Source organism: Actinomycetospora sp. CA-101289 (genome assembly GCF_050955895.1).
In the GTDB taxonomy this organism is placed as follows: Bacteria; Actinomycetota; Actinomycetes; order Mycobacteriales; family Pseudonocardiaceae; genus Actinomycetospora.
Map to the genome: position 1 here is coordinate 3,319,333 of NZ_CP192093.1, position 26,458 is coordinate 3,345,790.

Below are 26,458 nucleotides of genomic sequence, written 5' to 3' on the forward strand. Positions count from 1 at the left end.
AGAGATCCAGCTCGAGCCGGGCGCAGCCGCGCTCGGCGCGCCGTTCATGAATGATCAGTTCCATGGCGCGCTCCTCAGCGCATCTGGCCGGCGCCGACGTAGGGGTGGGGGCTGGTGAGCAGGGCGCCCTCGGCGAACCGCGAGAGCCGGAAGTCCGCGGCCGGGATGTCCGCGTCGGAGCTCACGCCGTCGACGACGAGGTCGGCCGCGAGCCGCCCCACCGCGGGCGAGATCTTGTAGCCGTGCCCGGAGAAGCCGGCGGCGACGACGAGCCCGTCGAGGCCGTCGACCCGGGAGATCACAGGGTTGAAGTCGGGCGTGACGTCGTAGCAGCCGGCGTAGGTCGAGGAGATCGCCGGGTTCGCCAGCCCGGGCAGGCGGGTCCCGACCTTGTCGACGGCGATGTCGACGAACGACGCGGTGGCCTGGTTCGAGTAGCGGTCGGGGTCCGCGGGCTCGAGGACCGCCAGGTCGGAGTTGCCGAAGAGCAGCTGGCCCGCACCCTCGGAGCGGATGTACTGCAGCGACACCAGGTCGGAGAACACCGGGACCGGGCCGAGGTCCTGGCCGGGGTCGACGAGCACGATCTGCTCGCGGTGCGGGGTGATCGGCAGCTCGACGCCGTGGTCGGCGAGCAGCCGCACCGACCAGGGGCCGGCGGCGAGGACGACGTGACCGGTGGCGATCGCGGTGCCGTCGGCGAGCTCGACGCCGGTGACCCGGCCGCCCGGGGTGCGGATCGCGGCGACGGTGGTGCCCTGCCGGAGGCGCGCCCCGGCGCGGCGCGCGGCGCCCGCGAAGGCCTGGGCGGTCTGGTAGGCGTCGCCGTAGCCGCCGCGCTCCTCCCACGCGAACGCGCCGAAGGGCTCGAGGTCGGCGACCGGCCACATCTTGCGGACCTCGGTGTGGTCGACGTCCTCGGTGCGCACGCCGACGGCACGCTGGTCGGCCATGGAGGCGTGCAGCGCCTCGACGTTCTCGGGCCCGACGCCCACCACGTAGCCGGTCTGGTGGAACCCGATGTCGGCGCCGAGCACGTCGTCGGCGTGCTCGAACGTCTCCAGGCTGCGGGTCGCCATGGCCGCGAGCGAGGACACTCCGTAGTGGCAGCGCACCACGCCGGACGACTTGCCGGTGCCGCCGGAGCCCACGGTGTCGCGCTCGACGACGGTGACGTCGGTGATGCCGCGCTGCGTGAGGGCCCACGCGGCGGCGCAGCCCTCGAGGCCGCCGCCGACGACGACGACCTCGGCGGAGGTCGGGGAACTCGTGCTCACAGCGATCCTTCCGGGTCGGGGAACATGCGCGTCATGGTGTCCTCGTCACCGCCGGGGACCCGCTCGACGCCGACGATCTTGTCGATCACCATGTTCTGGAAGCGGTGCAGCGGCTCCTCGAAGCGGAAGCACATCCGCCCGCCGCGGTAGGTCGGGTTCGCCAGGCCCTCCTGCACGCGCTCGACGATCTCGACATCCTGGCGGTTGACCAGGTCCCAGAACTTCCACAGCTGCTCGACGCCCTCCTCGGCGTCCGGGCCGTCGAGCGACTCGGGGTGCGCGAGCAGCACGGCGGTCTCGACGGTGCGGTTCGGCGCGACCGGCCGGTTGATCAGCACGAACGCGTGGTTGGGCAGCACCACCAGGGCGGTGCCGGGGAACAACCACACGAACCGCCCGCTGTCGGCGTCCTGCGCGCCGAGCGTGCTCAGCGCGGGCAGCCCGTCCCAGCCACCCGCGTCGGAGTTGCGCGACACCGGCGTGGTGCACATGCCCGTGTACATGCCGGGGCCCTGCCACCGGTAGTGGTCGGAGAACCTGGAGACCTGGTTGAGCTCCGGGTGCACCCAGGGCAGGTGGTAGTACTCCATGAAGTTCTCGCCGACGAGCTTGTAGTTGGCGGCGACGTCGTAGGTCCGGCGGCGCTGCGTCACCCACTCGTCGAGGCGGTACTCCGCGAACCGCTGCGGCAGGTCGCCGAGCTGGGTCGCCAGCGGCGCCGGGTTCGCCGAGAGGTTGACGAAGACGAACAGGCCCCAGGACTCGACGGCCACGTCGAGCAGCCCGTAGTCGGCGCGGTCGAAGCCCTGGGCCACCGCGGTGTCGAAGATCGGCTCCTGGCCCGCGGGGACGTCCGAGCCCTCGAACAGCGGCGTCCCGAGGCACGTCCCGTCGGTGTCGTAGGTCCACGAGTGGTACGGGCAGCGGATGCGGCCGCGCTTCCCGACGTCGCGGGCGTCGGCGTCGAGCAGCTTCGTCGCACGGTGCCGGCAGACGTTGTGGAACGCGCGCAGCACACCGTCGCGGTTGCGGGTGACGAAGATCGACCGGCCCGCGACCTCGACGACGATGCACGCGCCCGGACGGTCGACGTCGCTCGTGATGCCGACGGCGACCCAGCCGGTGGTGAACAGCCGCTGCTGCTCGAGGGCGAAGAACTCGGGCGAGGTGTAGGCGTCGGGCAGCAGCGTCGAGGCCAGCTCGACGGGCAGCCGGGTGGCCCGGTAGGTGCTCTCCTGCGTGAACAGCGCCGGATCGACGGGGCGCGCCGGCAGCGCGGCGTACGGATCGACGGCTGCGCTCGTGGTGTCGCTCGTCATGGCTGTCGGGCTCCTCTCGAGGTCGGCGGCGTGCTCGGTGCCCGGCGCCCTCGGAGTGTCAGCGCCGCTGTTCGTCCGCGTCCATCGAAACGTCTAACCTATGATCTTGTACGCTGTGTACATGATCGACCGGCGGTTGCGGGTGCTCCAGGCGATCGCGCGCCACGGGACGGTCACCGCCGCCGCGGAGGTCTGCCGGCTCACGCCGTCGGCGGTCTCGCACCAGATGCAGGCCCTCGCGCGCGAGCTCGACATCCCGCTCCTCGAGCCCGTCGGACGCAACGTGCGGCTCACCCCCGCCGCCCACACGCTGCTCGGGCACACCGAGACCCTCACGGCCGCGTGGGAGCAGGCGCGCGCCGACCTCGCCGCCCACCGGGCCGGCGCCGTCGGCGGGACGCTGCGCTTCGCCGCGTTCTCCTCGGCCGCCGCGGTCGTCGTGCCCCGGGCCCTCGATCACCTCCGCACCGAGCACCCCGCGCTGCGGGTGTTCCTGCGCGAGAGCGAGCCGGCGCGGTCCTTCGACCTCCTGGCCGCCGACGACGCCGACATCGCCGTGATCGTCGCGACGCCGAGCATCCCCCCGGCCTCCGACGCCGCCTTCCAGCAGCACGCGCTCTTCGACGAACCCCTCGACATCCTCGTCGGTCCCGAGCACCCCCTGGTCGGCCGCTCGGGCGTCGTCGCCCTCCGCGATCTCGCCGGCGACCCGTGGATCTGCGGCAACGTCGGCCGCGCCTACCACCAGCTCGTCACGCTGGCCTGCACCGCGGCCGGCTTCGCCCCGGACATCGCCCACTACGCCGACGAGTGGGACACCGGTGCCGCGCTCGTGGCACGGGGTTTCGGGGTCGCGCTGGTCCCGCGCCTCGCCGACCTCCCCGCGCACCACGACACCCGGCGCATCCCAATCACGACCGACCCGGTGCCGACCCGCCGCGTCATCGCGGCCGTCCGTGCGGGGTCCCAGGACCAGCCCACGATCGCCGCGGGCCTCGAGGCGCTGCGGCACGTCACCGAGACGGGGCTCCCGGCGCTGGGACGACCGTGATCGGGCTGCTCCCCTCGACCTGGCTCGCTCCGCGATCAAGGATCTCGCCCCGACTTCGGTGACGAACCCCGCGCTCAGCGCGGGATCCGCCACCGAAGTCACGAACGCCACGACGTGTGGCTCGGCGGCATACTCGACGGCCGTGCCTCCTCGACCGTGCCCGTGCGGCCTGGGCGAACCGTTCGACGCCTGCTGCGGCCGGTATCTCGGCGAGTCCGGCGATGCGGCGCCCACCGCGGAGGCCCTCATGCGGTCGCGCTACACGGCCTTCGCGCGGGGCGACGTCGACCACCTGCTGCGGACCTGGCACCCGGCGACCCGCCCGGCGTCGCTGACACTCGACCCCTCGATCCGCTGGACGCACCTGGAGGTGCTCGACCGCGTCGGCGGCGGCATCTTCGACACCGACGGGGTCGTCGAGTTCCGCGCCCACCACCGCGAGGGTCAGCAGACCGGGGTCCTGCACGAACGCAGCCGTTTCGTCCGGGAGGCCGGGCAGTGGCTGTACCGGGACGGACTCACCCGATGATGTCGCCGACGAGTTCGAGCCCCGCGCGGGCGGCCTGGCCGCGATCCGTGACGGCTTCCGGTGTGCGCGTGTCGGTCCACACCGTGACCAGGAACAACCAGCGGACGACGAGATAGACGATCAGCAGGAGGCCGACCAGCGCGCCCAGCGTCGTCACCGCCGGCGAGTTCCCGAGCAGGCGGAAGTAGAGGCCGCCCAGCTGCTGCAGGCCGACCAGGCCCACCGCCGCCACGGCTGCGGCCGGGAGCACGGGGCGCAGCGGACGCGTCGGCCGCGGAAGGTGTGCCAGGCACCAGGCCACGACGAGCCAGTTGGCGGCAAGCCCGATCACGACCGAGCCGACCCCCAGCAGGATCCGGGCCTCGGGAGTGCTGGTGAGGCCGAGCAGGTCGAGCAGCTGCCTCCCCACGACGCCGGTCAGGGCCGCCAGCGCGAACGAGACCGCCAGAGCGAGGCCGATGCCCAGCAGCGCGCCGACGTCCGCGATCGCGTGCCGCACGCGGCGCTCCGGGCACGGCCGTCCCAGCAGCGCGGTCACGGCGTCGCGGAGGTGGCTGATCCAGCTCCACCCGGAGATCGCCGCGGCCGCCAGGCCCAGGACGCCGAGAGCCCCGCGCTCGGCCACCACGACGTGGACGACGTTGACGACGGCGGTGCTCGCCGGCAGCGGCAGCGCCATGGTGACGAGGCGCTCCACCTGCGCGAACACGGTCTGGCTGGACGACAGCAGGAACCCGACCACGGACACCGCCATCATCAGCAGCGGCACCAGCGCGAGCACGGTGAAGAAGGTGACCGCGGCGGCGAGGTGGTCACCGTGGCGGGCACGGTAGAGGCGCCGACTCTCGCGGAGGCGCCGCCACCACGGCGCCACCCAGCGGGTCACCGTCTCGATGACCCGTCCTCGCGATCCCGCCTGCACCATCCGATCACCTCGGCGGGCAGGCAACCATGCCCGCGTTCGTCGTCGACGCCTGGGCCCTCCGGAGGCGCCCCGGGCGGACGAGGTCGTGCAGGTGCCGTCCTTCCTGGTACCGACCACCTCCCCCACGAGGACCTGCTGTCGGGTGCCCTGACAGGGCACCTCATGCCGGTCGCGCCCGACCTGGCCTCGATGACGTGGACGCCGATCAGCTCCGCGCGCCGAGGTGCGCGACTTCCTCACCACCCGCCGCGGCCGGGTCACGCCCGGCGAGGCGGGGCCGGGCACCGCTCGGCCAGGCTTCCTACCGTGGGGCCGGGACGTCGCCTTCGCTCTACCGTCTGGCCGGCTTCGAAGCGGGAATCGTTGCGCCCAGTACACCGAGCCGCGACCCGTCTGAGTGGTCGGACCGCCCACGCTGGGCCACGTTCGAGTCTGAGGTCATCTCGCACATCCCTTCGCGCGATGAATCTCGAGCTGTGTGTTGATGAGAGGGCAGCCGTGAGTGACCCACACCAGCCGATCAATCCGTGGACGTGGCAAGATCAATTCGGCTTCTCGCAGGCGATCTCCGCAGCGGCCCCCTCGCGTTGGGTGTTCTGCGCCGGCCAAGGTTCTTCTGGCTCCGAGGGAGAGAATCTGCACCCTGACGACATCGGTGCGCAGGTGACCCAGTCGTTCGACAATCTCGAAACCGTGCTCGAGCGTGCCGGCTCCGGACTGTCGCAGGTCGTTCGGCTGAACTATTACACCACCGATGTGGACGCCCTCTTGGGAGTGTGGAATCTGGCGGTCGAGCGGCTCGACAAGGCAGGCTGCCGCCCGGCCAGCACACTGCTGGGCGTCACTCGCCTGGCCTTCCCCGAAATGCTCATCGAGATCGAAGCGACCGCACTGGTGCTGTAGAGGGGCCCGCGGCTGCTCGCCGACCTCACCGGCGGCGACCCGTGGGGATCGCGTTCCGCCTCACCGCCAACGCGATCTACGTCGCTTGGTCAGCCCACCTGGCCCTCACCGCCTCCTCCCCCACCGACGTCCCGCGTAGAGCGGACGGCCGGCGAGGTGGCGATCCGCGAGTGGCCACGCGCGGTGGGTCTGGTCGCGAGTGGCGCGCGCTCGGTCCGACAGGACGAGACGCCGGGTGACGCTGCACCGGCCAGGGCGATGACCTCTCGCCACCGGCGCCGCACGGTCGGGTGATGAGCAGCGCCGCACCCGCCCCGATCGTCACGCCACCTCATCCCCCGCGACGGGCACGGCCGGGCGCGGGCCTGGTCCGGGCGCTGTCGACGACCGACCCCAAGGACATCGCGATCCTGTACCTGGTGACGTCGTTCGGGTTCTTCCTGATCGGCGGGCTGATGGCGCTGCTCATGCGCGCCGAACTGGGCCGGCCGGGCCTGCAGATCCTGTCGGTGGACCAGTACAACCAGCTGTTCACCATGCACGGCACGATCATGCTGCTGCTCTACGCGACACCGATCGTCTTCGGCTTCGGGAACTACATCATGCCGCTGCAGATCGGCGCCCCCGACGTCGCGTTCCCACGCCTCAACGCCTTCTCGTACTGGCTGTTCCTCTTCGGCGGCATCATCGTCATCTCCGGGTTCTTCACCCCGGACGGCGCCGCATCCGCGGGTTGGTACGCCTACACGCCGCTCTCGGACATCCCGTCCACCCCCCGACTCGGGCAGGACCTGTGGGCCGTCGGGCTGGTGGTGTCCGGTCTGGGCACGATCCTGGGCGCGGTGAACTTCACGACGACCATCGTCTGCATGCGCGCCCCGGGCATGACGATGTTCCGGATGCCGATCTTCACCTGGAACATCCTCGTGACGATGTTCCTGGTCCTGACGGCGTTCCCGATCCTCACCGCGGCCCTGCTGGCCCTGGAGGCCGACCGGCACCTCGGGGCACACGTCTACGATCCCGCGCACGGCGGGGCCATCCTCTGGCAGCACCTGTTCTGGTTCTTCGGGCACCCCGAGGTCTACATCGTCGCGCTGCCGTTCTTCGGCATCGTCACCGAGATCTTCCCGGTGTTCAGCCGCAAGCCCGTCTTCGGCTACAAGACGCTGATCTTCGCCACGATCTCCATCGGCGCCCTGTCGGTGGCCGTGTGGGCCCACCACATGTTCGCGACCGGCGCGGTGCTGCTGGCGTTCTTCTCGTTCACCACGTTCCTCATCGCCGTGCCGACCGGCATCAAGTTCTTCAACTGGATCGGCACGATGTGGCGCGGGCAGCTGACGTTCGAGTCGCCGATGCTGTTCGCCATCGGCTTCCTGGTGACCTTCCTCCTGGGTGGTCTCACCGGCGTCCTGCTGGCCAGCCCGCCGCTGGACTTCCACCTCAACGACCAGTACTTCGTGGTGGCGCACTTTCACTACGTGCTCTTCGGCACCATCGTGTTCGCGACCTACGCCGGCATCTACTTCTGGTTCCCGAAGATGACCGGCCGGATGATGGACGAGCGCCTGGGCAAGTTCCACTTCTGGGCCACGTTCCTCGGCTTCCACCTGACGTTCCTGGTGCAGCACTGGCTGGGCAACGAGGGCATGCCGCGCCGCTACGCCGACTACGCCGCCACCGACGGCTTCACCGTGCTCAACACGATCTCGACGATCGGCGCGTTCATCCTCGGCGCCTCGACGCTGCCGTTCCTGTGGAACGTGTTCCACAGCTACCGCTACGGCCGCCCGGTCGAGGTCGACGACCCCTGGGGCCACGGCAACTCGCTCGAGTGGGCGACCTCGTGCCCGCCCCCGCGGCACAACTTCACCGAGCTGCCCCGCATCCGCTCCGAGCGCCCGGCGTTCGAGCTGCACTACCCGCACGCGGCCGACCGGCTCCGACTCGAGGCGCACGTGGGATCACGCCGACCGTCGCCCGGCGAGTTCGCGGCCGGCGCCACCGGACAGGAGCACCTGCCGGGCAGCGACCCGCGCAACCGGTAGCACCGCCCGCACGCGGGCGGCGGCGGTCACGTACCGGGCAGGCTGGTCACGAGGTTGATCGCCACGGCGAGCAGGCCTGCGTTGACCAGGTAGGACAGCAGCGAGTGCACCAGGACGGTCCGGGGATGCCGGCGTCGGAGATCTCGGTGTCGGAGACCTGCGACGACATGCCGACGTTGAGCGCGACGTAGGCGAAGTCGCTGTACCGGGGCGGCTCGTCCTGCGGCAGGACGATCCCCGTCCTCGCAGCGAAACAGGTGTGCACCAGCGCCCAGGAGCTCACGACCGACATCATCCCGAGCCCCGCGCGCACCACGACCAGCGCGGGCTCGTCGTCGTGCCCGGTCTGCCGGACCCCGTCACGTCCGGGCGCGCCGCCCCGCGACCAGGCGGTAGACGCCGAGCAGGACCAGCGAACCGACGAGGGCGAGCACCCACGTCCGGAGGTCGAAGAAGTCGCCGAGCCCCGCCCCGAAGAGCGCACGGCCGAGGAACCCGCCGAGGAGGGCGCCGACGATCCCGATCAGGCCGGTGACGACGACACCGCCGGGGTCGTCGCCGGGCATGACCAGCTTGGCCAACGCGCCCACCACGAGTCCCAGCACGATCCACCCGAGAATGCCCATGTCCGCTCCCCTCGCCGGCGACCTCGATCCTCCTGCCGGGGCCGGCGGGACCCGGCGGCGGCCCGCGGAGCCGCCCCGCGGGGCGTCCACGATGCGCCGCCGCACGGTCGGTCGTCGCGGTCACGAGGTGTCGAGGTCGGGCGGTCCCGCTCGACCTGACGTGCGAGACCGGGTGGGCGGCGAGGGACGGTTCGCGGCCTCGAGCGGCCGCTGCGAGAGCGCTCGAAGACATGAGGACAAAGCCGTCGACGGTCAGGCCGCGGGTGGGAGCTCGCTGCTGTCACCGAGCGCCCAGGGCACGAGGTAGAACGCCGGGACCGTGATGGACGTCCCGCACTCCGGACAGCGACGACGCTCGCGGCGTCCGCCGTCGACCAGCTCGCCGGGCGGGAAGCGCCGGACCCGGCCTCGGCACCTCGGCTCGGGACAGATCAGGTCCTGGTGCCACACCAGGTGCTCACGCGCCTGCGACGCGGCTCCGCCGCCACGCTTGCCGGGCCGCTCGTCGTCTGTCACGACCCATATCGTCGCTGGCTCGCGAGGGGCGTGACGCTCGTTCTCCGCAACTACTTCCCCCATCTCCCGCCGCCTCGGGCTGGCCACCCCGTAGAGCAGGGCGCTGATTGCGCAGTTGATCATCGCACCTGGAGGCGCCGTGGCTCACCCGCCGCAGGTGAGGCGCCTGGTCGGTCGCCGGAGGACCGTGACGGCGTTGCGGCCGGCTTCGCTCGTCGTTCGTGCTGACCGAGGGAGCGAACCGGGCTCTGCGTCAGCCCCCCGACGCGAGCGGCGGTCCGGGGCACCACGACCTGCGGCTCGTGGTGCGCCGGCTCCTGCTCCGGGCGGTGGTCGGTGTCCCGGCGGGGCCGAGCCGACCCCCTCTCGGACGTCCGGGAGCTGAGCAGCACCACAGGCGAACGCGGGAGGCCGGCATGGGTGTCGCGGCGGTGACCGTGATCGCGGCGGCGATCTTCGTCTGGGGGATCGTCTCGGCGCGGCTCGAGCGGGCGGACCTCACCGCGCCGATCGTCTTCGTGGCCGTCGGCGCGGCCCTGGCCGGGCTGGGCCTGGTCGACACGCCCTCGGCGCCGGAGAGCTTCAAGCCGGTGGTCGAGGTGACCCTCGTCTGGGTGCTGTTCTCCGACGCGGCCCGCATCCGTGTCTCCGAGCTCCGGCGCGACCTCGGTCGTTGTGTCCGGCTGCTCGGCTTCGGTCTCCCCCTCACGATCCTCCTGGGGTGGGCCCTGGCGGTCTGGCTCCTCTCCGGGCTCGACCTGTGGCTCGCCCTGCTCGTCGCCGCGGCGCTGGCGCCCACCGATGCGGCGCTGGGCGTCCCGGTGGTGACCAACCGAGCGGTGCCGTCGCGGCTGCGTCGGCTGATCACCGTGGAGAGCGGCCTCAACGACGGGATCGCCACGCCCGTGGTGGTGCTGGCGATCGCCGGGGCGGCCTCGGTCGAGGGGCTGGACGGCGTAGGTCCGGGGCAGGCGCTGCTCGAGCTGGCGGTCGGGGTGGTCGTCGGCGTCGCGGTGGGTGCTGCGGGAGGTGTCCTGCTGCGGTGCACCCGTCGTCGGGGGTGGGCGGCTGAGGAGTTCACCGGCATCGCGGTCCTCGCCCTCGCTCTCGGCGTCTATTCCGGAGCCCTCCTCGCCCACGGGAACGGCTTCGTGGCCGCGTTCTGCGGTGGGCTGGCCTTCGCGGCGACCGCGGGCCGGCGTGGGCCCGCGGAGGTCGGCTTCCTGGAGCAGGCCAGTGGTCTGGTCTCTCTACTCGTGTGGCTGGCGTTCGGGGTCGTCGCTGTTCCGATCATGCTCGACGGCCTCGACCTGGCCGTCGCGCTCTACGCCGTGCTGAGCCTGACCCTGGTCCGCATGGTGCCGGTCGCGCTCGTCCTCGTCGGCGCCGGGCTCGACCGGGCCACGGTGCTGTTCGTGGGGTGGTTCGGGCCGCGTGGCCTGGCCTCGCTCGTGTTCGCCCTGCTCGCGCTGGAGGAACTCGGTCCGGGCGCCGACCACGCCGTCACCACCATCGCGGTGACCGTGCTGCTGAGCGTCGTCGCCCACGGCGCCACCGCCGCGCCCCTCGCCGCCCGGTACGGCAGGACGCACGGCACCCCGGCCGAGCCCGACGAGTCCGCCGTCGAGGTGCCCGTGCGCGGGCTGCCGCGTCGTCGCGTCCCGGAGCGGCCGTCGGACGACAGCTCCGGGATCACCTCGGGGTGACCGTTCCGGCGGAACGGGTCAGGCCGTGGCGAACGCGCCCAGGGTGCGGTCGGGGCGGACGCCGGAGAAGGTGCGGTGCCAGGTGCGGTAGTAGGCGACCTCTTCGTCGCTGCGCAGGTCCCAGCCGTGCTCGATGGCGCGGTCCTCGCTCTCGCGGCCGTCGGCGCCCTCCTTGGCCTTCTCCTTCTCGACCAGCTTGGCCAGCACGTCGCCGGCGCCGGACCCGTCGCCGAACTGCTCCTTGCCGCGCCAGAGGATGTCGAAGGGCACCATCCCGTCGAACGCCTCGCGCAGCAGCTGCTTCTCGGTGCGGTCCTCGGTCTTGAGCTTCCACTCGGCCGGGATCGCGAGCATCTCGCGCATGACGGTGGCGTCGAGGAACGGGACGCGGGCCTCGAGGCCGTAGTTCATCGTCGCCCGGTCGCAGCGCTGCAGGTTGAGCTCGTGGAGCATCTCGATGGAGCGCACCAGCTCGGCCTGCAGGGTGTCCGGGGTCGAGAACTCCTCGCTGTGCACGTACTCGTAGCCGGCGAACAGCTCGTCGGCGCCCTCGCCGGTGAGCACCACCTTGACGTGGCGCACGGCCTCGCGGGCGAGCAGCAGGTTCGGCACCGCCGAGCGCACCAGCGCCGGGTCGAAGTGCTCGATGACCGTGACGGCCTCGTCGAGGGCCGCCTCGAGGTCGTCGGGGGTCGGGACGATCTCGTGGTGGTCGGTGCCCAGGTGCTCGGCCACGGCGCGGGCGGCCAGCAGGTCGGCCGAGCCCTCGGTGCCGACGGCGAAGGTCGGCAGCCGCTCGCCCTTCTCCTCGGCCACCTTCGCCGCGATCGCCGCGACGATCGCGGAGTCGAGCCCGCCGGAGAGGAACACCCCGACCGGCACGTCGCTCATCATGTGGCGACGGATCGAGTCGGACAGGACGTCGCGGATGTGCCCGAGGTCCTCCTCGGTCCACTGCTTGTCCGGGGCCAGGCGCGCGGGGCGCACCTCGACCGGCACCGCGTCGGCGAAACGGACCATCGCGCCCTCGGCCCTGTCCGCCCCGTCGTGGCCGGCGATGCCCGGCGTCCACACGTGCCCGGGCGGGAAGGCCTCCACGTGGGGCTGGTCCTCGGCGTCGAAGGCGCGCAGCTCGCTGGCGAACAGCGTCACGCCCTCGAGGCGCGCCCAGTACAGCGGCTTGATGCCGATCGGGTCGCGGGCGACGGCGCCGCGCCCGTCGGTGTGCGCCATCGCCAGCGCGTACATGCCGCGCAGGTCGTGCAGGGCAGCCGACCCGTCGCGCAGCACCAGACGGAACGCCGACTCGGTGTCCGAGTCGGTGGCGAACCGGACCTCGGACAGGACGTCACGGATGTCCTCGTGGTTGTAGATCTCGCCGTTGCCCACCACGTAGGCCGAATCGGTGTCGTCCGCGATCGGCTGCTTGCCGCCCGTGACGTCCATGATCGAGAGCCGCTGGTGGCCGAGCCACGCATTCGGGAGATAGACCCGTCCGTTCTCGTCGGGGCCGCGGTGATCGATGCGGGCGAGCATCCGCTCGCACTTCTCCGGGTCGATGGTTCCGTACGCCGCGATGATTCCGCACACGAGGCGGGCTCACACATCCTTGTCGAGAGTCGAATTTCGTCGATCGGGAGAGTCGGTCACAGCGTGGTCGACACGCCTGCGCGCCTCGCGACGCCGCGCTGCGTCCCGTCTCGGAGACGCACCTGTCATCGCCGCTGGTCAGCGGTGTTTGATGCGGTCGATCACCGCGGTGCACCCTCGGAACTCCCCGTCGCCGGACAGGTACTGATCACGATCGCGTCCGGTGCTCGGCGACCAGAGCGGCGAGCGAAGGAATGACATCCATTCCTTCCTGAACGATCGATGCGCGGCCCGCGAGCTGCCCAACAATGGTAGCACGATTCGCGACAGCGTGATGGGGAGTCGGTCACACCCACCGTTTTCTGATCACGACCAGAGGTGGATCCTGGCCGCGGGGGCTCCACCCCCTCCTCACGCGATGAACCAGTGCGGAGGAGTCGATGTCGGACGACAGCGCGGTCCCGGGTGATCGGCACTCGCCGGACGACGTGGGCGAGACGGCGCGGACGGTCGCGAGACGGCCCGACCCGGACCCGCCCGCTGCTGCGGCCCCTCGGGGTTCCGCGCGACACCCGGTACAGATCAGGTTCGTTGCGCCAGCCACTCCTTGGCCTGTGCGAGCTGGTCGAGCGGGAACGCCCGTAGCTGGCCGGGCACGAGCGCAGAGAGCACGCGCAGCGCGGGTCGCAGCCAGTCCCGATCGCTGACGACCGCGACACGTTCGTAGGACTCCGCGTGTCGTGCCGCGAACTTCAGTTGGTCGCCGAGCGCCTCGCCCTCGTACTCGAGCAACCCGGGACCGAGGAGGTAGAGCATGCGGATCGCCCGGCCGGCGGCGATCTCCCGGCGCAGGACGGGCTCGACGGTGTCCTCGAAGTCGTCGTCGTCGACCTCGTCGATCGCCTCGAAGCCGAGCGTCCCTGCGGGCATCTCCTCGATGTGCTTGAGCATCCCTCTCCTTTCGTCCGAGAGCGCCCGTCGAGGACCCCTTCGAGGTCAGCCGACCACCTCGAGGCCCGCGCCGACCTCGCTCGTGGCGAGCGCGCTCACGGTGATCAGGTAGGTGAGAGGCCGGCCGACGGGATGGAGGGGATCTCGACGTGCCACTCCCATCGCTGCGGCTGCCCTGTGTCGATCGTCTCGGAGCCACACGCCCCGGGCCTCATCCCGAGCGGGTGATCCCGCGGTCCGCGCAACGGCCTGCACAGTGACCTCACCCGGACCGAGCGAGCGTGCGCCCTGCCCGTGGGGAGCCGCGTGTGGCCGGCACGGCAGGTCAGTGGAGGCGCCGATCAGCAGTGGCCCCCGAGGCGGCGACCGGACTGCCCAGCCCGTGGATCTCGAGGCGGTCGATGTCCCGGGGACCCACGCCGACGGGACGCCGCCGCTGCCGCCAGGGCTGCGCCGTCCAGCGTTCGCACCAAGCGGGCGTGGCGATGAGCGGGAGGAAACCGGCCCAGAACTCGTTCATCAGCTCCCAGAGCGGTGCTCCGTCGCTGCCCGGATCGGAGACCGTCGCCCGGCCGGCGAAACCGGCGACGACCTCATCGGCGATCCAGCGCGGATCCGCCGCACGACGCAGCAGACCGTCGGTCTGCGCATCGGCGAGCAACTCCTCGGCCTGGTCACGCCACCACGCGATGACCTCGGCCAGGGTCGGCGTGACGACGACGCGGTCACGCAGCAGGCGCCCGGCACCGCGCACGATCGGGTCGTCGAGACGAACGATCACGGCGTCGGTCAGGAGGACCAGGGCTTCGAGACCGTCACCCGCGACCCGGCGGACCGCGGGCAGGACCTGGTCCCACGAGGCACTCATCTCCGCGACGAGTGCCTCGGCGACGGCGTGCTTGGACGCGAAGTGGAAGTAGAGCGCGCCCTTGGTCGGGACGCCGTCCCCCAGCAGGTCGTTGAGCGCCGTGCCGTGGAACCCCTGGATCGAGAAGCGCTCTCCCGCCGCGGCGAGCAGGGCACGTCTCGTCGCACGGGACCGCGCCTGCTGCGGCACCCGCGCTCCCTCCGCCGCCGACGCGGCCTCACTCCCCACGACATCTCCCCCGAACCGTTGACCGGCGCACCCGATGCCGCACGGTGTCGGCCTGCACCGGTCCGAGAAGTGTGGAGCCCGCCCGGACGACACGCCATCCCCGGACCGGCACCGTGGCGGACACGGGCGCATCGGGTGGTCCGCGCGTGGAGATAACCCTTCCGCTCGAAGCGTACCGCTGGGTATGGTTCCAGCCGCGGGTGCCGGAGCGTCGGGGGCCCTGATCCGCGGTCGGGGGGGAGCGACGTCGCCGGAGGGGGGCCGGCGACGTCGTCCCGCGGCCGGCAGGGGCGGCCCCGGGCCGCACGCTGCCGCGTCGGAGCAAGGCGGGTGGCTGTCAGCCTCGCGGTAGATCGCGTTTCCCCGTCCGGCCCAGTCGAGCCCACGGGTGGCGGTACCTCGCCACCCTCGGTGAGACTTCGCCGGTGGAGAAGGTCGCGGTCATGCTGTCACGGCCGGTCGACGTCCTCCCGACGTCCGGCCCGTGGGCCTACGAACCCAAGCTCGACGGCTTCCGCTGCCTGCTGACGATCGGCGAGTTCGGCGACGTCCGTCTCGACTCGCGGCGCGCCAAGGCCCTCGGCCGGTACTTCCCCGAGATCGTCGCCGCCGCACACGCGCTGCCGCCCGGGCTGGTCCTCGACGGCGAGCTCGTCATCGCCCGCGGCGCAGGCGTCGACTTCGCCGCGCTGCAGCAACGCCTGCGCTACGCCACCACCACCCGCGCCGCTCTGGCGGCCGCCGGCTCCCCCGCCGCCCTCGTCGCCTTCGACGTGCTGCAACGCGACGGCCACGACCTGCGGCCCCTCCTCTACGACGCGCGCCGCGCGGTCCTCGAAGAGGTCCTCGCCGACGCCCCGCGTGGTGTGGGGCTCATGCCGATGACCACCGACCTCGAGGCGGCGGGCGCCTGGCTGCGCGACCAGCCCCCGGGCATCGAGGGCGTCGTGGCCAAGCGCCGCGACCAGCGCTACCGCCCCGGCGCGCGCGCCTGGCAGAAGCTGCGCGCCCGCCACACCGCCGAAGCCGTCATCGGCGGCGTCTTCGGCACCCTCGCCCACCCCGAGGCCCTCGTCCTCGGCCGCTACCGCGGCAACCGGCTCTCCGTCGTCGGGCGCACGAGCCCGCTCCCCCTCGCCACCCGCGCCGAGCTCCGGGCGCTACTACGACCCCCGGACGCCGAGCATCCGTGGCCGGTGCGGCTGCCCTCGAGCCGGTTCGGGCAGACCCCGGGCCGCGAGATCGACTACACCCAGGTCGCCCCGGAGCTCGTCGTCGAGGTCGAGACCGACACCGCCTACGATCAGGGCCGCTGGCGCCACGCCACCGCCTACCTGCGCCGGCGACCCGACCTCGCTCCCGAGGACCTCGCCGCCGAGACGGCTTAGCCCGGTGCGGCCGACAGGTGCTCGCAGCTGCGTCGGCTCCCTGCGCGGGCACTGGCAAGGCCGGCCCCGGACTTCGTCCCCGGGGGGAGGAACGGCGTCCGGGACCGGCACGTCATCGTGACACCGGCCCCGATGAAGAACCCGAACGCGCGTCGAACCGCTCCTCGTAGGTCGCGAACGCGGCACCGGGCCGACCGCAGAGCCGGGTGGTGTGCCCCCCGCCGTCCCGGCGGCCAGGGCCACCCGATGTCGAAATCCGGCCGGCCCGTTCGACGAGGAGGTGAGAAGCCCGACCGGCACAGGGAGCCGACCATGACCACGACGACGTACGAGCCGCTCAGCCACCGGGATCGAGCCGTCCTGCGTGCGGTGGCCGGCGGGCGCTGCCGGCACTCCGGCGAGATCGGGACGCCGCTGCTCGTCGACGGCGTCTACAGCAGCGACCAGTCCGTCGGTCGACGACTGTCGGCCGCCGGTCTGATCGCCACCGCATCTGGACGGGGGACGACGACGATCACCGCGCGCGGACGCGTCGCGCTGGCGACCGCCTAGCCCGTGGAGCGGGGCAGATCAGACGAGCTCGGGCAGGAGACGGGCCACCTCGGGAGCGCCGTCCTCGCCCTCGAGCCGGGCGGCGAACCGACCGGCACGGTCCCGGTGGCCGGGCTCACCGACCGCGGCGCGGATCGCGGCCGCCAGGGCGTCGGCGGTGAGCCCCCTGCTCGTGAGGCGGGCCGGGGCGACGCCCAGGGCGACCTGTCGCGCCGCCCAGAAGTGCTGGTCGGCCGCGATCGGTACGGGCACCGTGGGCACCCCGGCGCGCAGGGCCGCGGCCGTGGTGCCCGCTCCGCTGTGGTGGACCAGCGCCGCGACCCGCGGCAGCAGCCAGGTGTGCGGGACCTCCCCCACGGTCACGACGTGCTCCGCGCTCACGTCGAACCCCGCCCACCCGGCCTGGACGATCCCGCGCCGACCCGCCTGCCGAAGGGCGTCGGCGATGAGCGCGCTCCAGCGGTCCGGGTCGCGCGGAGCCATGCTGCCGAAGCTGACCGCGACCGGGGGCGGCCCGGCGTCGAGGAACGCCCGCAGCGTCGGGGGTGGGGTCCACGCGCCGTGGTGGGGCCAGAAGTACCCGGCCATCTCCAGGCCCGGCCGCCAGTCGCGGGGCCGGGGCACGACCAGCGGGCTGACGCCGTAGCGGACCGGCCAGCGGGCGCGGTCGTGGGCCTGCACCGTGCGACGGAAGCTCCGCGGGGGCAGTCCGAGCGTGGAGCGGATGTGCCGGATCGCCGGCGCGAGGATCGGGCTCATCCCGGCGAACACCGCGCCGCCCGCGAGCCGGTTGCCGGTGGGCCCGAGGTCGGGCAGGCCGATCAGCGGGGGGAACTCCCGGGTGGGGTGCGCCGGCGCGGCGAAAACCCCCGCGCTCGGCAGCCCGAGCCCCTCGGCGACGTCGGCTCCGCCCAGGTAGGCCGGGCCCGACAGCAGCACCACGTCGGTGTCCCGGGCGGCCGCGGCGATCATGGCGTCACCGAGCTCGCGCAGGTGCCGGGCGAGCAACCGCGTCATCTCGACGCCGCCCCGCACGCCGCGGCCGCCCCGCTGCCACCGCTGGTTGGCCTCCGACCGCTGGGCGGCCCGCGGGTCGCCCGGCAGCACCCGGTGCTCCAGCCCCGCGGCGGCGACCATGGCGGCGAACGGCTCCGCCGCGGCGATCGCCACCTCGTGGCCGGCCCGCCGCAACCCGGCACCCAGCCCGGTGTAGGGCGCGACGTCGCCCGTCGTCCCCACCGCCATGATCAGGACGCGCACGCCGCCCTCCTCGCACCGTCACCGCTCACGGGCGCTCGTAGGTGACGACGGTGATCCCGTCGCCGACGGTCCTCGTCCCGGCCAGGCGGAGGCGCACCGTCTCGTCCATCTCCGTGAACAGGCGCCGGCCGGCGCCGAGGATGATCGGGAAGACCATGAGGCGCAGCTCGTCCACCAGGTCGTTCTCGAGGAGCGTCCTGACGAGGCGTGCGCTGCCGTGGACCACGACGGCTCCCTCCGCGCCCGCCCGGAGCTTCGACACTTCGGCCACGACGTCGCCCGCGATCACCGTGGAGTTCTCCCACGCGGGTTCCCGCAGGGTCGTCGAGACGACGTACTTGGGCATGCTGTTGAACTTGTCGGCGACCTCGCCCTGCATGGTGGGCCAGGCCGCGGCGAAGCCCTCGTAGGTCACGCGTCCGAGCAGCAGCGCCTCGGCGGTGAGGGCCTCGTCGAGCTTGAACCGGACGCCGTCCTCACCGCGCGCGACCTCGAACGTCCAGCCGGCGCGCTCGAAGTCCTCCCCTCCCCCGGGCGCCTCCATGACGCCGTCGATCGTGACGTACTCCGTGACGATGATCGTCCCCATTGCCTTCTCCTTACGTGGTCGTTCGTCAGGACCGGGACCCGGCCGTGGCGGGCCGGGAGGACAGGAGCGGTCCGGCGACGGCGGCGACGACCAGGCCGGGGAACCGGCCCGCCGGGATGAGCCAGCCGGCCGGGGTCCACAGGAAGTACAGCGGTGAGCCGGCGCCGCACACCGCGGACGCCAGCCCGGTGGCCACCACCCAGCGGGGCAGGTCGGCGGAGCCGCCGAGGACCAGCGCCGCGGTCAGGGCGCCGAAGCCGACGCCGTGCACGGGGCCGCCGGCGACGAACGCGCGGCGGGACAGCCGGAGCGCGGTCTCGTCGTCGACCTCGCGCAGGGTCAGGGTGGTGGCCGCGGCTGCGGAGGTCGCGAGCGAGACCGCGGCGACCGCGCCGCCCGCGACGGCCGTCCGCTGCAGGGCCGGGGAGCGGGTGGCGGCGAGGCGGGCGACGGTGCGGGTGAAACGGGCCAGGGCCACGGCGGAGACGGCCTGGCCGAGGGCGCTGAGGCGGGCGGCGCGGCGGCTGCCGCGGAAGTAGGTGCGCACGTCGGCGCCATCGGCCCAGGGCCGCGGGAAGGGAGTCTCCGCCAGCGCGATCGCGCCCCCGACGCCGCCCAGGAAGCTCACCCCGATCAGGGGCCCGGTCAGGTCGGTCACGGCCGCACCCCGGTGAACGCGTCGCGGTGGGCCGCGGCCCAGGCGGCGAAGGGGCGGGCGGGACGGCCGAGCACCCGCTCGACGGCGGGCAGGACCTCGGTGCCGACGTCGCTGTCGAGGGTCCGGGCCAGCGCGGCGTCGATCGCCGCCTCGGACATCCCCCCGCGGGCCATACCGGCGCGGATCTGCTCGAGGGGCGGCTCGACGACCCGTAGCGGCCGGGCAACCAGCGTGGCGAGCGCGGTGAGCTCCTCGGCCGGGGTCATCACCGCGGGGCCGGAGAGCGGGTGGACCGCGCCGTCGTGGCGACCGGCGGTGTCGGTGAGCGCCGCGGCGGCCACCGCGGCGATGTCGGCCGGGTCGATCGACGTCGTGGGGCGGTGGGCGAACGGGATGACGACGTCGTCGCCGCGGGCGATCTGCGGGGCCCAGGCCAGGGCGTTGGACATGAAGCGCCCGGGCCGCAGCACGGTCGTCCGCACACCGCTCTCGGCGACCGACCGCTCCGAGTGGCCCCACCAGGCGGCGAACACGTCACCGCCCTCGCCGCCCTGGAGCACCGAGAGCAGTACCAGGTGGCGGACACCGGCACGTACGGCCGCGTCGACCAGGGCGGGCAGGTGGGTCGGCCGCGAGGCCGTGACGTTCTCGGCGGACATGAGGAACGTCCGGTCCACACCGGTGAACGCCTCCGGCAGGGACGCGGGGTCCGCGGCGTCGCCGGCGACGACCTCGACCCCGGCCGGGACGGTGAGGTCGTGGGGCTTGCGGGTCATGGCGCGGACGCGGCGCCCGGTCGCGGCGAGCTGGGCGACCAGCTCGCCGCCGACGTGGCCGCTCGCGCCCGTGACCAGGATGACCTCGGTGTCGGTCATGGCGGGTTTCCTTTCGGTCGGGGGGTCGACGTCATCGTGCGGAGGCGGTGGGCCGCCCCGTGGTGATCAGGAGTGCGGCCAGCACGGCGGCGACGACGAGCGCGCCCGCGGCCACCCCGACGGCCGTCGTGTAGCCGGCGACCAGGGCGTCGACGGTGGGTGGGCCCGCTGCCGTGGTGGCCACGGCCGTCGCCACGGCGGCGACGGCGTTGAGCACCGCGACCCCGATGGAGGCGCCGAGCTGCTGTGCGGTGGAGACGACCGCGGCGGTGACGCCGACGTCCTGCCGGGGGCTCCGGGCGGTGGCCAGGCTGATCACGGGGGTGAACACGGCGCCGGTCCCGAGGCCGAGAAGCAGCTCCGCGGGCAGGACGTCGGTCAGGAAGGTGCTCTGCGCGGTGAGGCGGGTCAGCAGCAGCATGCCCGCGGCGGCCACGAGCAGGCCGGGCACCACCAGGACCCGGGCCGCGACCCGGGCCATCACCCGGCCGACGACCTGTGCGCTCGCGAACAGCGCCGCGGACAACGGCAGGAAGGCGAGCCCGGTGTCGAGCGGCGAGAAGCCGAGCACGACCTGGAGGACGTAGGTCAGGACGAGGAAGGCGCCGAGCAACCCGGCCACGGCCAGGGCCACGGTGAGGCACGCGCCGACCAGGACGCGGTCGGCGAGGATCCGCAGCGGCAGCAGGGGCGCCGGCGCGCGGGACTCCCGGCGCACGAAAGCGGCCAGCAGGACACCCCCGACCACGAGCAGTCCGACCGCCCACGCCGTGGGGACCGCGCCCGAGCAGGCCGCGACCACGGAGACCAGGGCGGTGGTGACCAGCAGCGCGCCGGGGACGTCCCAGCGCCGGCCGGCCGTGTCACCGCCGGCGCGCGGGAGGTACCGCGCCCCGAGGGCGGTCACCCCCACGATCGGCACGTTGACGAACAGACATCCGCGCCACCCGACCGTCTCCGCCAGCAGCCCGCCCAGCACGAGCCCGATCGCGCCGCCGCCGCCGGCGACGGCCCCGAACACCGCGAAGGCACGTCCGCGCCCGCGGGGGTCGGGAAAGCTCACCGACAGCAGCGCGAGCACGGTGGGCGCGAGCAGCGCAGCGAAGACGCCCTGCAGGCCCCGGGCCACGGCAAGCACCGCGAGGTCGGGCGCCAGCGCGCCGAGACCGGACGCGAGCCCGAACCCGGCCAGCCCCACCAGGAACGCCCGGCGGCGGCCGAGCTGGTCGGAGACCCGGCCGCCCAGCAGCAGCATCCCCCCGAACGCGGTGGTGTAGGCGGTGATCACCCAGTGGCGCTGGACGTCGGGGAAGCCCAACGCGGCCTGGGCCGAGGGCAGCGCGACGTTCACCACCGTCGCGTCGAGGGCGATCGTGAGCTGCGCCAGCGCGAGGACGACCAGCGCGACCCAGCGGCGGGCCGGCGGCGCGGTGACGTCGGAGCCGCTGCGAACCATGGCGTCCATCGAGCCTCCTCGGATCGAGCAGTACGTTAGATATCGAATGGTTTGTCGTCAATGGATTAGACGACGATGGGCTAGGGTGGCTCCATGCCCGAGTCCGAGTCCGGCCCGCCGCTGGGTCGGTTGCTCACCACCACCGCACGGGAGGTCAGCCGGGCCTTCGATACCGCGCTGGCCGCGGCCGGCGGATCCCGGTCGACGTGGCTGGTGCTGCTCGCCCTGACCACCCGCCGCACCGCCAGCCAGCGGGAGCTCGCCGTCGAGGTCGGCATCCAGGGCGCCACGTTGACCCACCACCTCAACGGGATGGAGGCCGACGGCCTGCTCACCCGGCGCCGCGACCCGGAGAACCGTCGGGTCCACCTCGTCGAGCTCACCGACGCCGGACGCGACGCCTTCGCCCGCCTCCGCGGCGTCGCCCAGGACCACGACCGGCGCCTGCACGCGGGCCTCGACCCCGACGACCTCGCCGCGGCGCGCCGGGTGCTCACCCTGCTGCGCACGAACGTCGGCGCCGACACCGAGCGCGTCTGAGGGACCGGTCCTCAGGGTCGGGGCGCGGCGCCGGGTCCCAGTGGGGGGCCGAGGACCCGGGTCGCCGCCTCCGCCTCGGCGGGGCCCACGAGGCCCGCGCCCTCGGGATCGGCGGCGAGCATGCGCTCGAAGCGGCGCTCGAACCCGCCGGGCGCGAACACGCACAGCACCCGCGCGTCGGCGGCCGCGAGGTTCGCCAGCGTGTGGGGCGTGCCCACGGGGGCGAACGCCCAGCCGCCCGGGCCCACCGTGTCGATCCGGTCCCCGAGCTGCACGGTGAGCACGCCGGACAGGACGTAGAAGCCCTCGCCGTGGGTCGGGTGGAGGTGCAGCGGCGGCCCGCTGCTGCCCGTCGGGAACGCCATCTCGACGACGCCGAGCGCGTCGTCGTTCTCGGCGGCACTGAGCAGCCCCGCAGAGCAGCAGGGGCGGCCGGGCGCACGATCCCCCCGGCGGTCACGGCCGGGCCTCCCGGTCCGAGGCGTTGGTGGTCATGGTCGACGTTCCTCCTTGCAGGACGGGGACGGTGGCGGGCGCGACGGAGAGCAGGGCGGCGACGCCGAGGGCCAGCCCGACGAGGGCCTCGACGACGCAGACGAGGGCGAGCGGCCCGTGATCCGCGGTTCGAGCAGCACACCGGTGAGGCCTCCGGCGAACGCGGTGGACGAGCCGAGCCACGCGGCGACGGACCACGACCACGTCCGGCGCTGTCGGCCGCGGCCCAGGACCTGGGTCGCGACCGCGCCGAGGGCGATGACGCCCCCGACGACGGCCAGGGCGCTGCGCTGGGCGACGGTGACGAAGCCCGAGGGCCCGCCGTGTCCGGGACCGAGCACGGCCCAGACGAGCTGGCAGCCCGCGACGACGGCCGCGGCGGCCGTCCCGACGTGCGACAGCGTCCCGCGCAGCTCCTCCCGGGGGCCGTCGAGCGCGGGCGCGAGCCGGGGCCAGCGACGGTTCACGCACACGGCGAGCGCGACGTACAGGACCGCCGCCTGCACGATGAACCCCCCGTACACCAGGGCGGCACCCAGGGGCTCAGGCCGGAGTCGACGGGGATGGGCGACCCGCCGAGGGCGGCCTGCACGGCGAGCCCGACCGGGACGCCGAGCGCCACCGGCACCAGGAGCCCCGTGCCCACCCACGTCGGGGCGAGCAGCCAGGCCGCGGGCACCCGGCGCGCCCGGGGCGAGGTCAGCACGACGACCACCGCGACCGCAGCGTCCGGGCCGCGCCGGGTGCGTCCGGCGGGTTCGTCACCGTCGCACACCGCCCTCGACGACGCGACGGGCCAGCACCCCGAGGCGGCCGACCTCCCCCAGCGGCGCCGCGAGCATCGCCGCCACGACCTGCGGCCACCGCGCGCCGACGACGCGGACCCGTTCCCGGTCCTGCAGGGACGCCAGCAGCTCCAGGGCGTCGCGCGTGACCTCGTCCGCACCCGAGAGGTCGACGACGGGCTGTGGTCCGGCCGTCGCGACGAGGTCCGACACCGTCGTCGCGTCGACGAGACCCACGCCCGCCGAGCGCGCCCGGGGTACCGCCCGAGTCATCGTTCCCCCATCACGAACGCCATCCAGGTGCACCTCCGGCCCACCGCACCGGTCGGAGCCCGGGGAGGCGGTCGACAGCCTCCAGGAAGTCCGGACGGCGTCCCATCGACCCTCCGGTGGGCCGGGTGGCCTCGGCGCGCACATCGGTCATGTCGCCAGGGTGCGGCTCGCGGCCCTCGCCACCGAGACCCGACGGCGGGGACGGCCGGAATCACGGGACAGCTGTCCGTCCGGCTCCCGCCGCCGTCACACGGTGGCGTCGGCGCCGTCGTCGCGCCGCGGTGAGGGCACGAGCATCGCGATCAGCGCGCCCAGGCTGCCGGTGAGGTAGTCGCCCAACGAGCTCGACGCGTCGAACGCCCACCAGGTGAGCGCCCCCTGCCAGTGCGAGGCGAGCACGTGCCCGATCCCGGCCGGCGCGCCGCGGGTGGAGGCGAAGCACCCCTCGAGGGCGGCGGTGAGGGCCTGCTCCCAGGCGCGGCCACGCGCGCGGAGCGATGCATCACCGAGGTCCTCGTGCAGGACGAGCAGCCCGCTGCGGTAGGTCGCCACGTCGTCGCCGTACTGGCGGGAGAGCCCGATCAGGAGCTCGACGGCCCCGTCGGGGGTCCGCGGCACCGCGGCGGCGAGCTCGGCGGTCGACGCGTCGAGACGGTCCCAGGCGTGCCACAGCGCGCGATGGGTCAGCGTGGCCTTCGTCCCGAACCGCTGGACGAGGGTGGCCGCCGAGAGCCCGCACCGCTCCGCCACCGCCGCGAACGTGAGGCGCTCGACGCCGCCGACGTGCACGAGCTCGAGAGCGGCGTCGAGGACCTGTTCGTCGGTCCGGGTTTTGGGTCGCGGCACCGCGCTATAGTAACCTACCGTTCGTTTATATACGCGGAGGGAGTGTCACCCATGACGCTGGCAGGCACGGTCGCCCTCGTGGCCGGGGCGACCCGAGGAGGGGGCCGCGGGATCGCCGTCGAGCTCGGGGCGGCGGGCGCAACGGTCTACGTCACCGGGCGCACCACCCGTGAGCGCCGCTCGGAGTACGACCGCGCCGAGACCATCGAGGAGACCGCGGAGCTCGTCGACCGCGCCGGCGGCGTGGGCATCGCCGTCCCGACCGACCACCTCGTCCACGACGACGTCCGCGCCCTGGTCGGGCGGATCGACCGCGACCAGGGGCGCCTCGACGTGCTGGTCAACGACATCTGGGGCGGCGAGGTGCTCGTCGGCTGGAACCAGGCCGTGTGGGAGCACGACCTCGATGACGGGCTGCGGATGCTGCGCCTCGCGGTGGACACCCACCTCGTCACCGCCCACTTCGCCCTGCCGCTGCTCATCCGTCACCCCGGCGGGCTCCTCGTCGAGGTCACCGACGGCACCACGGAGTACAACGCCGTGAACTACCGCATCTCGCCCTTCTACGACCTGGCCAAGGTCGCGGTGAACCGCATGGCGTGGGCGCACGCGCAGGACCTGGAGAAGCACGGCGCGACCGCGGTGTCGGTGACGCCCGGCTGGATGCGCTCGGAGATGATGCTCGACCTGTTCGGCGTCGAGGAGCAGAACTGGCGCGACGCGCTGGCTCGCGAGCCGCACTTCGCCATCTCCGAGACCCCCCGCTTCGTCGGTCGTGCCGTCGCCGCGCTGGCGTCCGACCCCGACCGTGCGCGGTGGAACGGCCGCTCGCTGTCCAGCGGTGGGCTCGCCACCGTCTACGGGTTCACCGATCTCGACGGCTCGCGCCCCGACGCCTGGCGCTACATCACCGAGGTGCAGGACCCGGGGAAGCCCGCCGACACGACCGGCTACCGCTGACCGCCCGTACCCCGCGGCGACAACGCGAGGAGCTGCCGCCGGTGTCCGGGCAGCTCGCCCTCGGCGAGGCCGGCGATCAGGTCCCGCAGCGGGAGCGGCTGGTCGACGAGGACGGCGCCGTGGGACAGGAGCAGGGTCGGGATCGGCGTGTCGAGTTCGGGGTCGCCGAGCACCGACACGAGCGCGCCGAGGGCGCCGCCCTGGGTCTCGATCCGCTGTCGCAGCCCGGGGCGGCCCCCGGCCCGGGCGACGAGACGCCGGATGGTCCACAGGTCCGATGCCGGGCGGTTCTCGAAGGTGGTGTCGACCCCCGCCGCGACGTCCGCCGCGACGGCGATGGTGGCGGCGGTGACGAGGGAGACGTGCGCCAGGACCTCGTCGGCGTCCCACTCGTCCGCGTCCTGCGGCCTCGCGTCGGCGTCCCCCAGGGACGCGGCGACGTCGAGGAGCTCGGTGAACGCGGCTCCGAGCGCTGCCGCGGTCATCGCCGGCCCCCCGCGCGCCGGTCCGCCGCCGCCTGGAACCTGCTCACCGCGCGCCGCCAGGCGACCACCGGGACCGCCCGGACCTCCGAGCCGTTCACCGCGATCGACCGGGCCAGCCGAGTCGCCGCCTCGCGCGTCGGTCGGGAGGCCTTGCTGGGGTGTCCGGCGTCGAACGGTGGCCGCGGGTCGTACTCGATGTAGAGCTGCGCGGTCTCCGCGTGCTCCCGGCCGGCGATCTGGCCGACGAGCCACAGACCGAGGTCGATCCCGGCCGAGACACCCGCCGCCGTGACGATCTTCCCCGCCTGCACGATCCGCTCGTCGCGCTGGGGCACGGCGCCCATCGCCGCCAGCCCCGCCTGCACGTTCCAGTGCGTCGTCGCGGGCACGCCCTCGAGCAGACCCGCCGCCGCCAGGATCATCGCCCCGGTGCAGACCGACGTCGTCCAGCTCGTCGTCCGGTGGACCTGCTGCAACCAGGCGACCAGCCGGCGGTCGGCCATCGTCGTCGCCGTGCGGGGGCCGGAGCCCGGTACCAGCACGACGTCCGGTGCCGGGGTGTGCTCGTAACCGTGGGTCACGCCCAGGAAGAGCACGCCGCTGTCGGCGACGACCGGCCCGGGCTCCGCGCCGACGAAGCGCACGTCGGCGTCGGGCAGCAGCCGCAGGAGCTCGTACGGTCCCACGGCGTCGAGGGCCGTCACGCCGGGATAGAGCACGATGGCGATCTGCACACGGGGTCCTTCCACGGTGTCG

The 26,458-nt window shown here is 73.6% G+C and carries 28 protein-coding genes and 1 pseudogene; 9 read left to right on the forward strand and 20 right to left on the reverse strand.

Translation table 11 applies throughout. The annotated features are described in order from the left end of the window. Nucleotides 1-74: 74 nt before the first annotated feature. The gene (locus ACQPX6_RS16635; protein ID WP_433781358.1) at nt 75-1,277 is read right to left on the reverse strand and encodes an NAD(P)/FAD-dependent oxidoreductase; all 1,203 of its coding nucleotides are present in this window, start codon (nt 1,275-1,277) and stop codon (nt 75-77) included. Continuing rightward, entirely contained in the window at nt 1,274-2,596 is a 1,323-nt protein-coding gene (locus ACQPX6_RS16640; RefSeq protein ID WP_433781359.1) for an aromatic ring-hydroxylating oxygenase subunit alpha, read from the reverse strand. The genes ACQPX6_RS16635 and ACQPX6_RS16640 overlap by 4 nt, the downstream gene beginning before the upstream one ends. Nucleotides 2,597-2,717: 121 nt before the next feature. Between ACQPX6_RS16640 and ACQPX6_RS16645 the strand changes: the two genes are divergently transcribed. Continuing rightward, nucleotides 2,718-3,647: a LysR family transcriptional regulator gene (locus ACQPX6_RS16645; RefSeq protein ID WP_433781360.1), complete on the forward strand. Its 930-nt coding sequence runs from the start codon at nt 2,718-2,720 to the stop codon at nt 3,645-3,647. Between the two features lie 142 nt (nt 3,648-3,789). Then, nucleotides 3,790-4,176, forward strand: a complete 387-nt coding sequence (locus tag ACQPX6_RS16650; RefSeq protein WP_433781362.1) for a YchJ family protein — start codon at nt 3,790-3,792, stop codon at nt 4,174-4,176. Here ACQPX6_RS16650 and ACQPX6_RS16655 read toward each other — a convergent pair. After that, nucleotides 4,166-5,101, reverse strand: a complete 936-nt coding sequence (locus tag ACQPX6_RS16655) for a YihY/virulence factor BrkB family protein (RefSeq protein ID WP_433781364.1) — start codon at nt 5,099-5,101, stop codon at nt 4,166-4,168. The two genes, ACQPX6_RS16650 and ACQPX6_RS16655, sit on opposite strands and share 11 nt — an antisense overlap. Before the next feature lie 462 nt (nt 5,102-5,563). Between ACQPX6_RS16655 and ACQPX6_RS16660 the strand changes: the two genes are divergently transcribed. Together ACQPX6_RS16660 and ctaD are read left to right on the forward strand one after the other, a co-directional pair. Continuing rightward, nucleotides 5,564-6,004 (forward strand): RidA family protein, encoded by a 441-nt coding sequence (locus ACQPX6_RS16660; protein WP_433781366.1) that lies wholly within the window; start codon nt 5,564-5,566, stop codon nt 6,002-6,004. A 293-nt stretch (nt 6,005-6,297) separates the two neighbouring features. Then, entirely contained in the window at nt 6,298-8,055 is a 1,758-nt protein-coding gene (gene ctaD / locus ACQPX6_RS16665) for an aa3-type cytochrome oxidase subunit I (protein WP_433781368.1), read from the forward strand. Nucleotides 8,056-8,101: 46 nt separating this feature from the next. Here ctaD and ACQPX6_RS16670 read toward each other — a convergent pair. The 3 genes and pseudogenes from ACQPX6_RS16670 to ACQPX6_RS16680 form a co-directional block, all read right to left on the reverse strand. Further along, a pseudogene (locus ACQPX6_RS16670) lies at nt 8,102-8,383 on the reverse strand (DUF1345 domain-containing protein); the annotation flags it as partial. Between the two features lie 31 nt (nt 8,384-8,414). Further along, nucleotides 8,415-8,681: a GlsB/YeaQ/YmgE family stress response membrane protein gene (locus ACQPX6_RS16675; RefSeq protein ID WP_433781369.1), complete on the reverse strand. Its 267-nt coding sequence runs from the start codon at nt 8,679-8,681 to the stop codon at nt 8,415-8,417. Between the two features lie 252 nt (nt 8,682-8,933). Further along, on the reverse strand, nt 8,934-9,197 hold the full coding sequence (locus tag ACQPX6_RS16680; RefSeq protein ID WP_433781371.1) for a hypothetical protein: 264 nt from the start codon (nt 9,195-9,197) through the stop codon (nt 8,934-8,936). Between the two features lie 416 nt (nt 9,198-9,613). On the opposite strand from ACQPX6_RS16680, the gene ACQPX6_RS16685 reads away from it, so the two are divergent. Continuing rightward, complete coding sequence (locus ACQPX6_RS16685; RefSeq protein WP_433781372.1) at nt 9,614-10,903, forward strand: cation:proton antiporter domain-containing protein; 1,290 nt, start codon at nt 9,614-9,616, stop codon at nt 10,901-10,903. Nucleotides 10,904-10,921: 18 nt separating this feature from the next. Here ACQPX6_RS16685 and asnB read toward each other — a convergent pair whose 3' ends face one another. The 3 genes from asnB to ACQPX6_RS16700 all read right to left on the reverse strand — a co-directional run bounded on the left by asnB (nt 10,922) and on the right by ACQPX6_RS16700 (nt 14,540). Next, the gene (asnB, locus tag ACQPX6_RS16690; RefSeq protein ID WP_433781373.1) at nt 10,922-12,493 is read right to left on the reverse strand and encodes an asparagine synthase (glutamine-hydrolyzing); all 1,572 of its coding nucleotides are present in this window, start codon (nt 12,491-12,493) and stop codon (nt 10,922-10,924) included. A gap of 582 nt (nt 12,494-13,075) precedes the next feature. Then, on the reverse strand, nt 13,076-13,444 hold the full coding sequence (locus tag ACQPX6_RS16695; protein ID WP_433781374.1) for an STAS/SEC14 domain-containing protein: 369 nt from the start codon (nt 13,442-13,444) through the stop codon (nt 13,076-13,078). A 325-nt stretch (nt 13,445-13,769) separates the two neighbouring features. Beyond that, complete coding sequence (locus tag ACQPX6_RS16700; protein ID WP_433781375.1) at nt 13,770-14,540, reverse strand: hypothetical protein; 771 nt, start codon at nt 14,538-14,540, stop codon at nt 13,770-13,772. A gap of 443 nt (nt 14,541-14,983) precedes the next feature. On the opposite strand from ACQPX6_RS16700, the gene ACQPX6_RS16705 reads away from it, so the two are divergent. Continuing rightward, the gene (locus ACQPX6_RS16705; RefSeq protein WP_433781376.1) at nt 14,984-15,928 is read left to right on the forward strand and encodes a hypothetical protein; all 945 of its coding nucleotides are present in this window, start codon (nt 14,984-14,986) and stop codon (nt 15,926-15,928) included. Between the two features lie 312 nt (nt 15,929-16,240). Next, the gene (locus tag ACQPX6_RS16710; RefSeq protein WP_433781377.1) at nt 16,241-16,480 is read left to right on the forward strand and encodes a hypothetical protein; all 240 of its coding nucleotides are present in this window, start codon (nt 16,241-16,243) and stop codon (nt 16,478-16,480) included. An 18-nt stretch (nt 16,481-16,498) separates the two neighbouring features. On the opposite strand, the gene ACQPX6_RS16715 is transcribed toward ACQPX6_RS16710, so the two are convergent. Genes ACQPX6_RS16715 through ACQPX6_RS16735 form a run of 5 tightly spaced genes read right to left on the reverse strand, consistent with a single transcriptional unit; the run spans nt 16,499 to nt 21,327 of the window. Beyond that, nucleotides 16,499-17,740: a glycosyltransferase gene (locus tag ACQPX6_RS16715; RefSeq protein ID WP_433781378.1), complete on the reverse strand. Its 1,242-nt coding sequence runs from the start codon at nt 17,738-17,740 to the stop codon at nt 16,499-16,501. A gap of 25 nt (nt 17,741-17,765) precedes the next feature. Continuing rightward, nucleotides 17,766-18,329, reverse strand: coding sequence for a dihydrofolate reductase family protein (locus ACQPX6_RS16720; protein WP_433781379.1), 564 nt, complete (start codon nt 18,327-18,329; stop codon nt 17,766-17,768). A 25-nt stretch (nt 18,330-18,354) separates the two neighbouring features. Beyond that, entirely contained in the window at nt 18,355-18,987 is a 633-nt protein-coding gene (locus ACQPX6_RS16725) for a hypothetical protein (protein WP_433781380.1), read from the reverse strand. Beyond that, on the reverse strand, nt 18,984-19,862 hold the full coding sequence (locus ACQPX6_RS16730; protein WP_433781381.1) for an NAD(P)H-binding protein: 879 nt from the start codon (nt 19,860-19,862) through the stop codon (nt 18,984-18,986). The genes ACQPX6_RS16725 and ACQPX6_RS16730 overlap by 4 nt, the downstream gene beginning before the upstream one ends. Nucleotides 19,863-19,893: 31 nt before the next feature. Then, the gene (locus ACQPX6_RS16735) at nt 19,894-21,327 is read right to left on the reverse strand and encodes an MFS transporter (protein ID WP_433781382.1); all 1,434 of its coding nucleotides are present in this window, start codon (nt 21,325-21,327) and stop codon (nt 19,894-19,896) included. Nucleotides 21,328-21,411: 84 nt separating this feature from the next. Here ACQPX6_RS16735 and ACQPX6_RS16740 point away from each other — a divergent pair, with 84 nt between their 5' ends. Next, complete coding sequence (locus ACQPX6_RS16740; RefSeq protein WP_433781384.1) at nt 21,412-21,858, forward strand: MarR family winged helix-turn-helix transcriptional regulator; 447 nt, start codon at nt 21,412-21,414, stop codon at nt 21,856-21,858. 11 nt (nt 21,859-21,869) lie between these two features. Here the strand turns inward: ACQPX6_RS16740 and ACQPX6_RS16745 are convergent, their stop codons facing one another. The 4 genes from ACQPX6_RS16745 to ACQPX6_RS16760 all read right to left on the reverse strand — a co-directional run bounded on the left by ACQPX6_RS16745 (nt 21,870) and on the right by ACQPX6_RS16760 (nt 24,257). Further along, the gene (locus tag ACQPX6_RS16745) at nt 21,870-22,223 is read right to left on the reverse strand and encodes a cupin domain-containing protein (protein WP_433781385.1); all 354 of its coding nucleotides are present in this window, start codon (nt 22,221-22,223) and stop codon (nt 21,870-21,872) included. Nucleotides 22,224-22,349: 126 nt separating this feature from the next. Next, the gene (locus ACQPX6_RS16750; RefSeq protein ID WP_433781386.1) at nt 22,350-22,877 is read right to left on the reverse strand and encodes a hypothetical protein; all 528 of its coding nucleotides are present in this window, start codon (nt 22,875-22,877) and stop codon (nt 22,350-22,352) included. A 237-nt stretch (nt 22,878-23,114) separates the two neighbouring features. Beyond that, nucleotides 23,115-23,375 (reverse strand): hypothetical protein, encoded by a 261-nt coding sequence (locus tag ACQPX6_RS16755; RefSeq protein ID WP_433781387.1) that lies wholly within the window; start codon nt 23,373-23,375, stop codon nt 23,115-23,117. A gap of 282 nt (nt 23,376-23,657) precedes the next feature. Continuing rightward, the gene (locus tag ACQPX6_RS16760) at nt 23,658-24,257 is read right to left on the reverse strand and encodes a TetR family transcriptional regulator (RefSeq protein WP_433781388.1); all 600 of its coding nucleotides are present in this window, start codon (nt 24,255-24,257) and stop codon (nt 23,658-23,660) included. A gap of 51 nt (nt 24,258-24,308) precedes the next feature. Between ACQPX6_RS16760 and ACQPX6_RS16765 the strand changes: the two genes are divergently transcribed. Beyond that, on the forward strand, nt 24,309-25,217 hold the full coding sequence (locus tag ACQPX6_RS16765; RefSeq protein WP_433781389.1) for an SDR family oxidoreductase: 909 nt from the start codon (nt 24,309-24,311) through the stop codon (nt 25,215-25,217). On the opposite strand, the gene ACQPX6_RS16770 is transcribed toward ACQPX6_RS16765, so the two are convergent. Then, nucleotides 25,208-25,702, reverse strand: coding sequence for a hypothetical protein (locus ACQPX6_RS16770; RefSeq protein ID WP_433781390.1), 495 nt, complete (start codon nt 25,700-25,702; stop codon nt 25,208-25,210). The genes ACQPX6_RS16765 and ACQPX6_RS16770 overlap by 10 nt on opposite strands. Next, on the reverse strand, nt 25,699-26,436 hold the full coding sequence (locus ACQPX6_RS16775; protein ID WP_433781391.1) for a DJ-1/PfpI family protein: 738 nt from the start codon (nt 26,434-26,436) through the stop codon (nt 25,699-25,701). The genes ACQPX6_RS16770 and ACQPX6_RS16775 overlap by 4 nt, the downstream gene beginning before the upstream one ends. Nucleotides 26,437-26,458 lie beyond the last annotated feature (22 nt).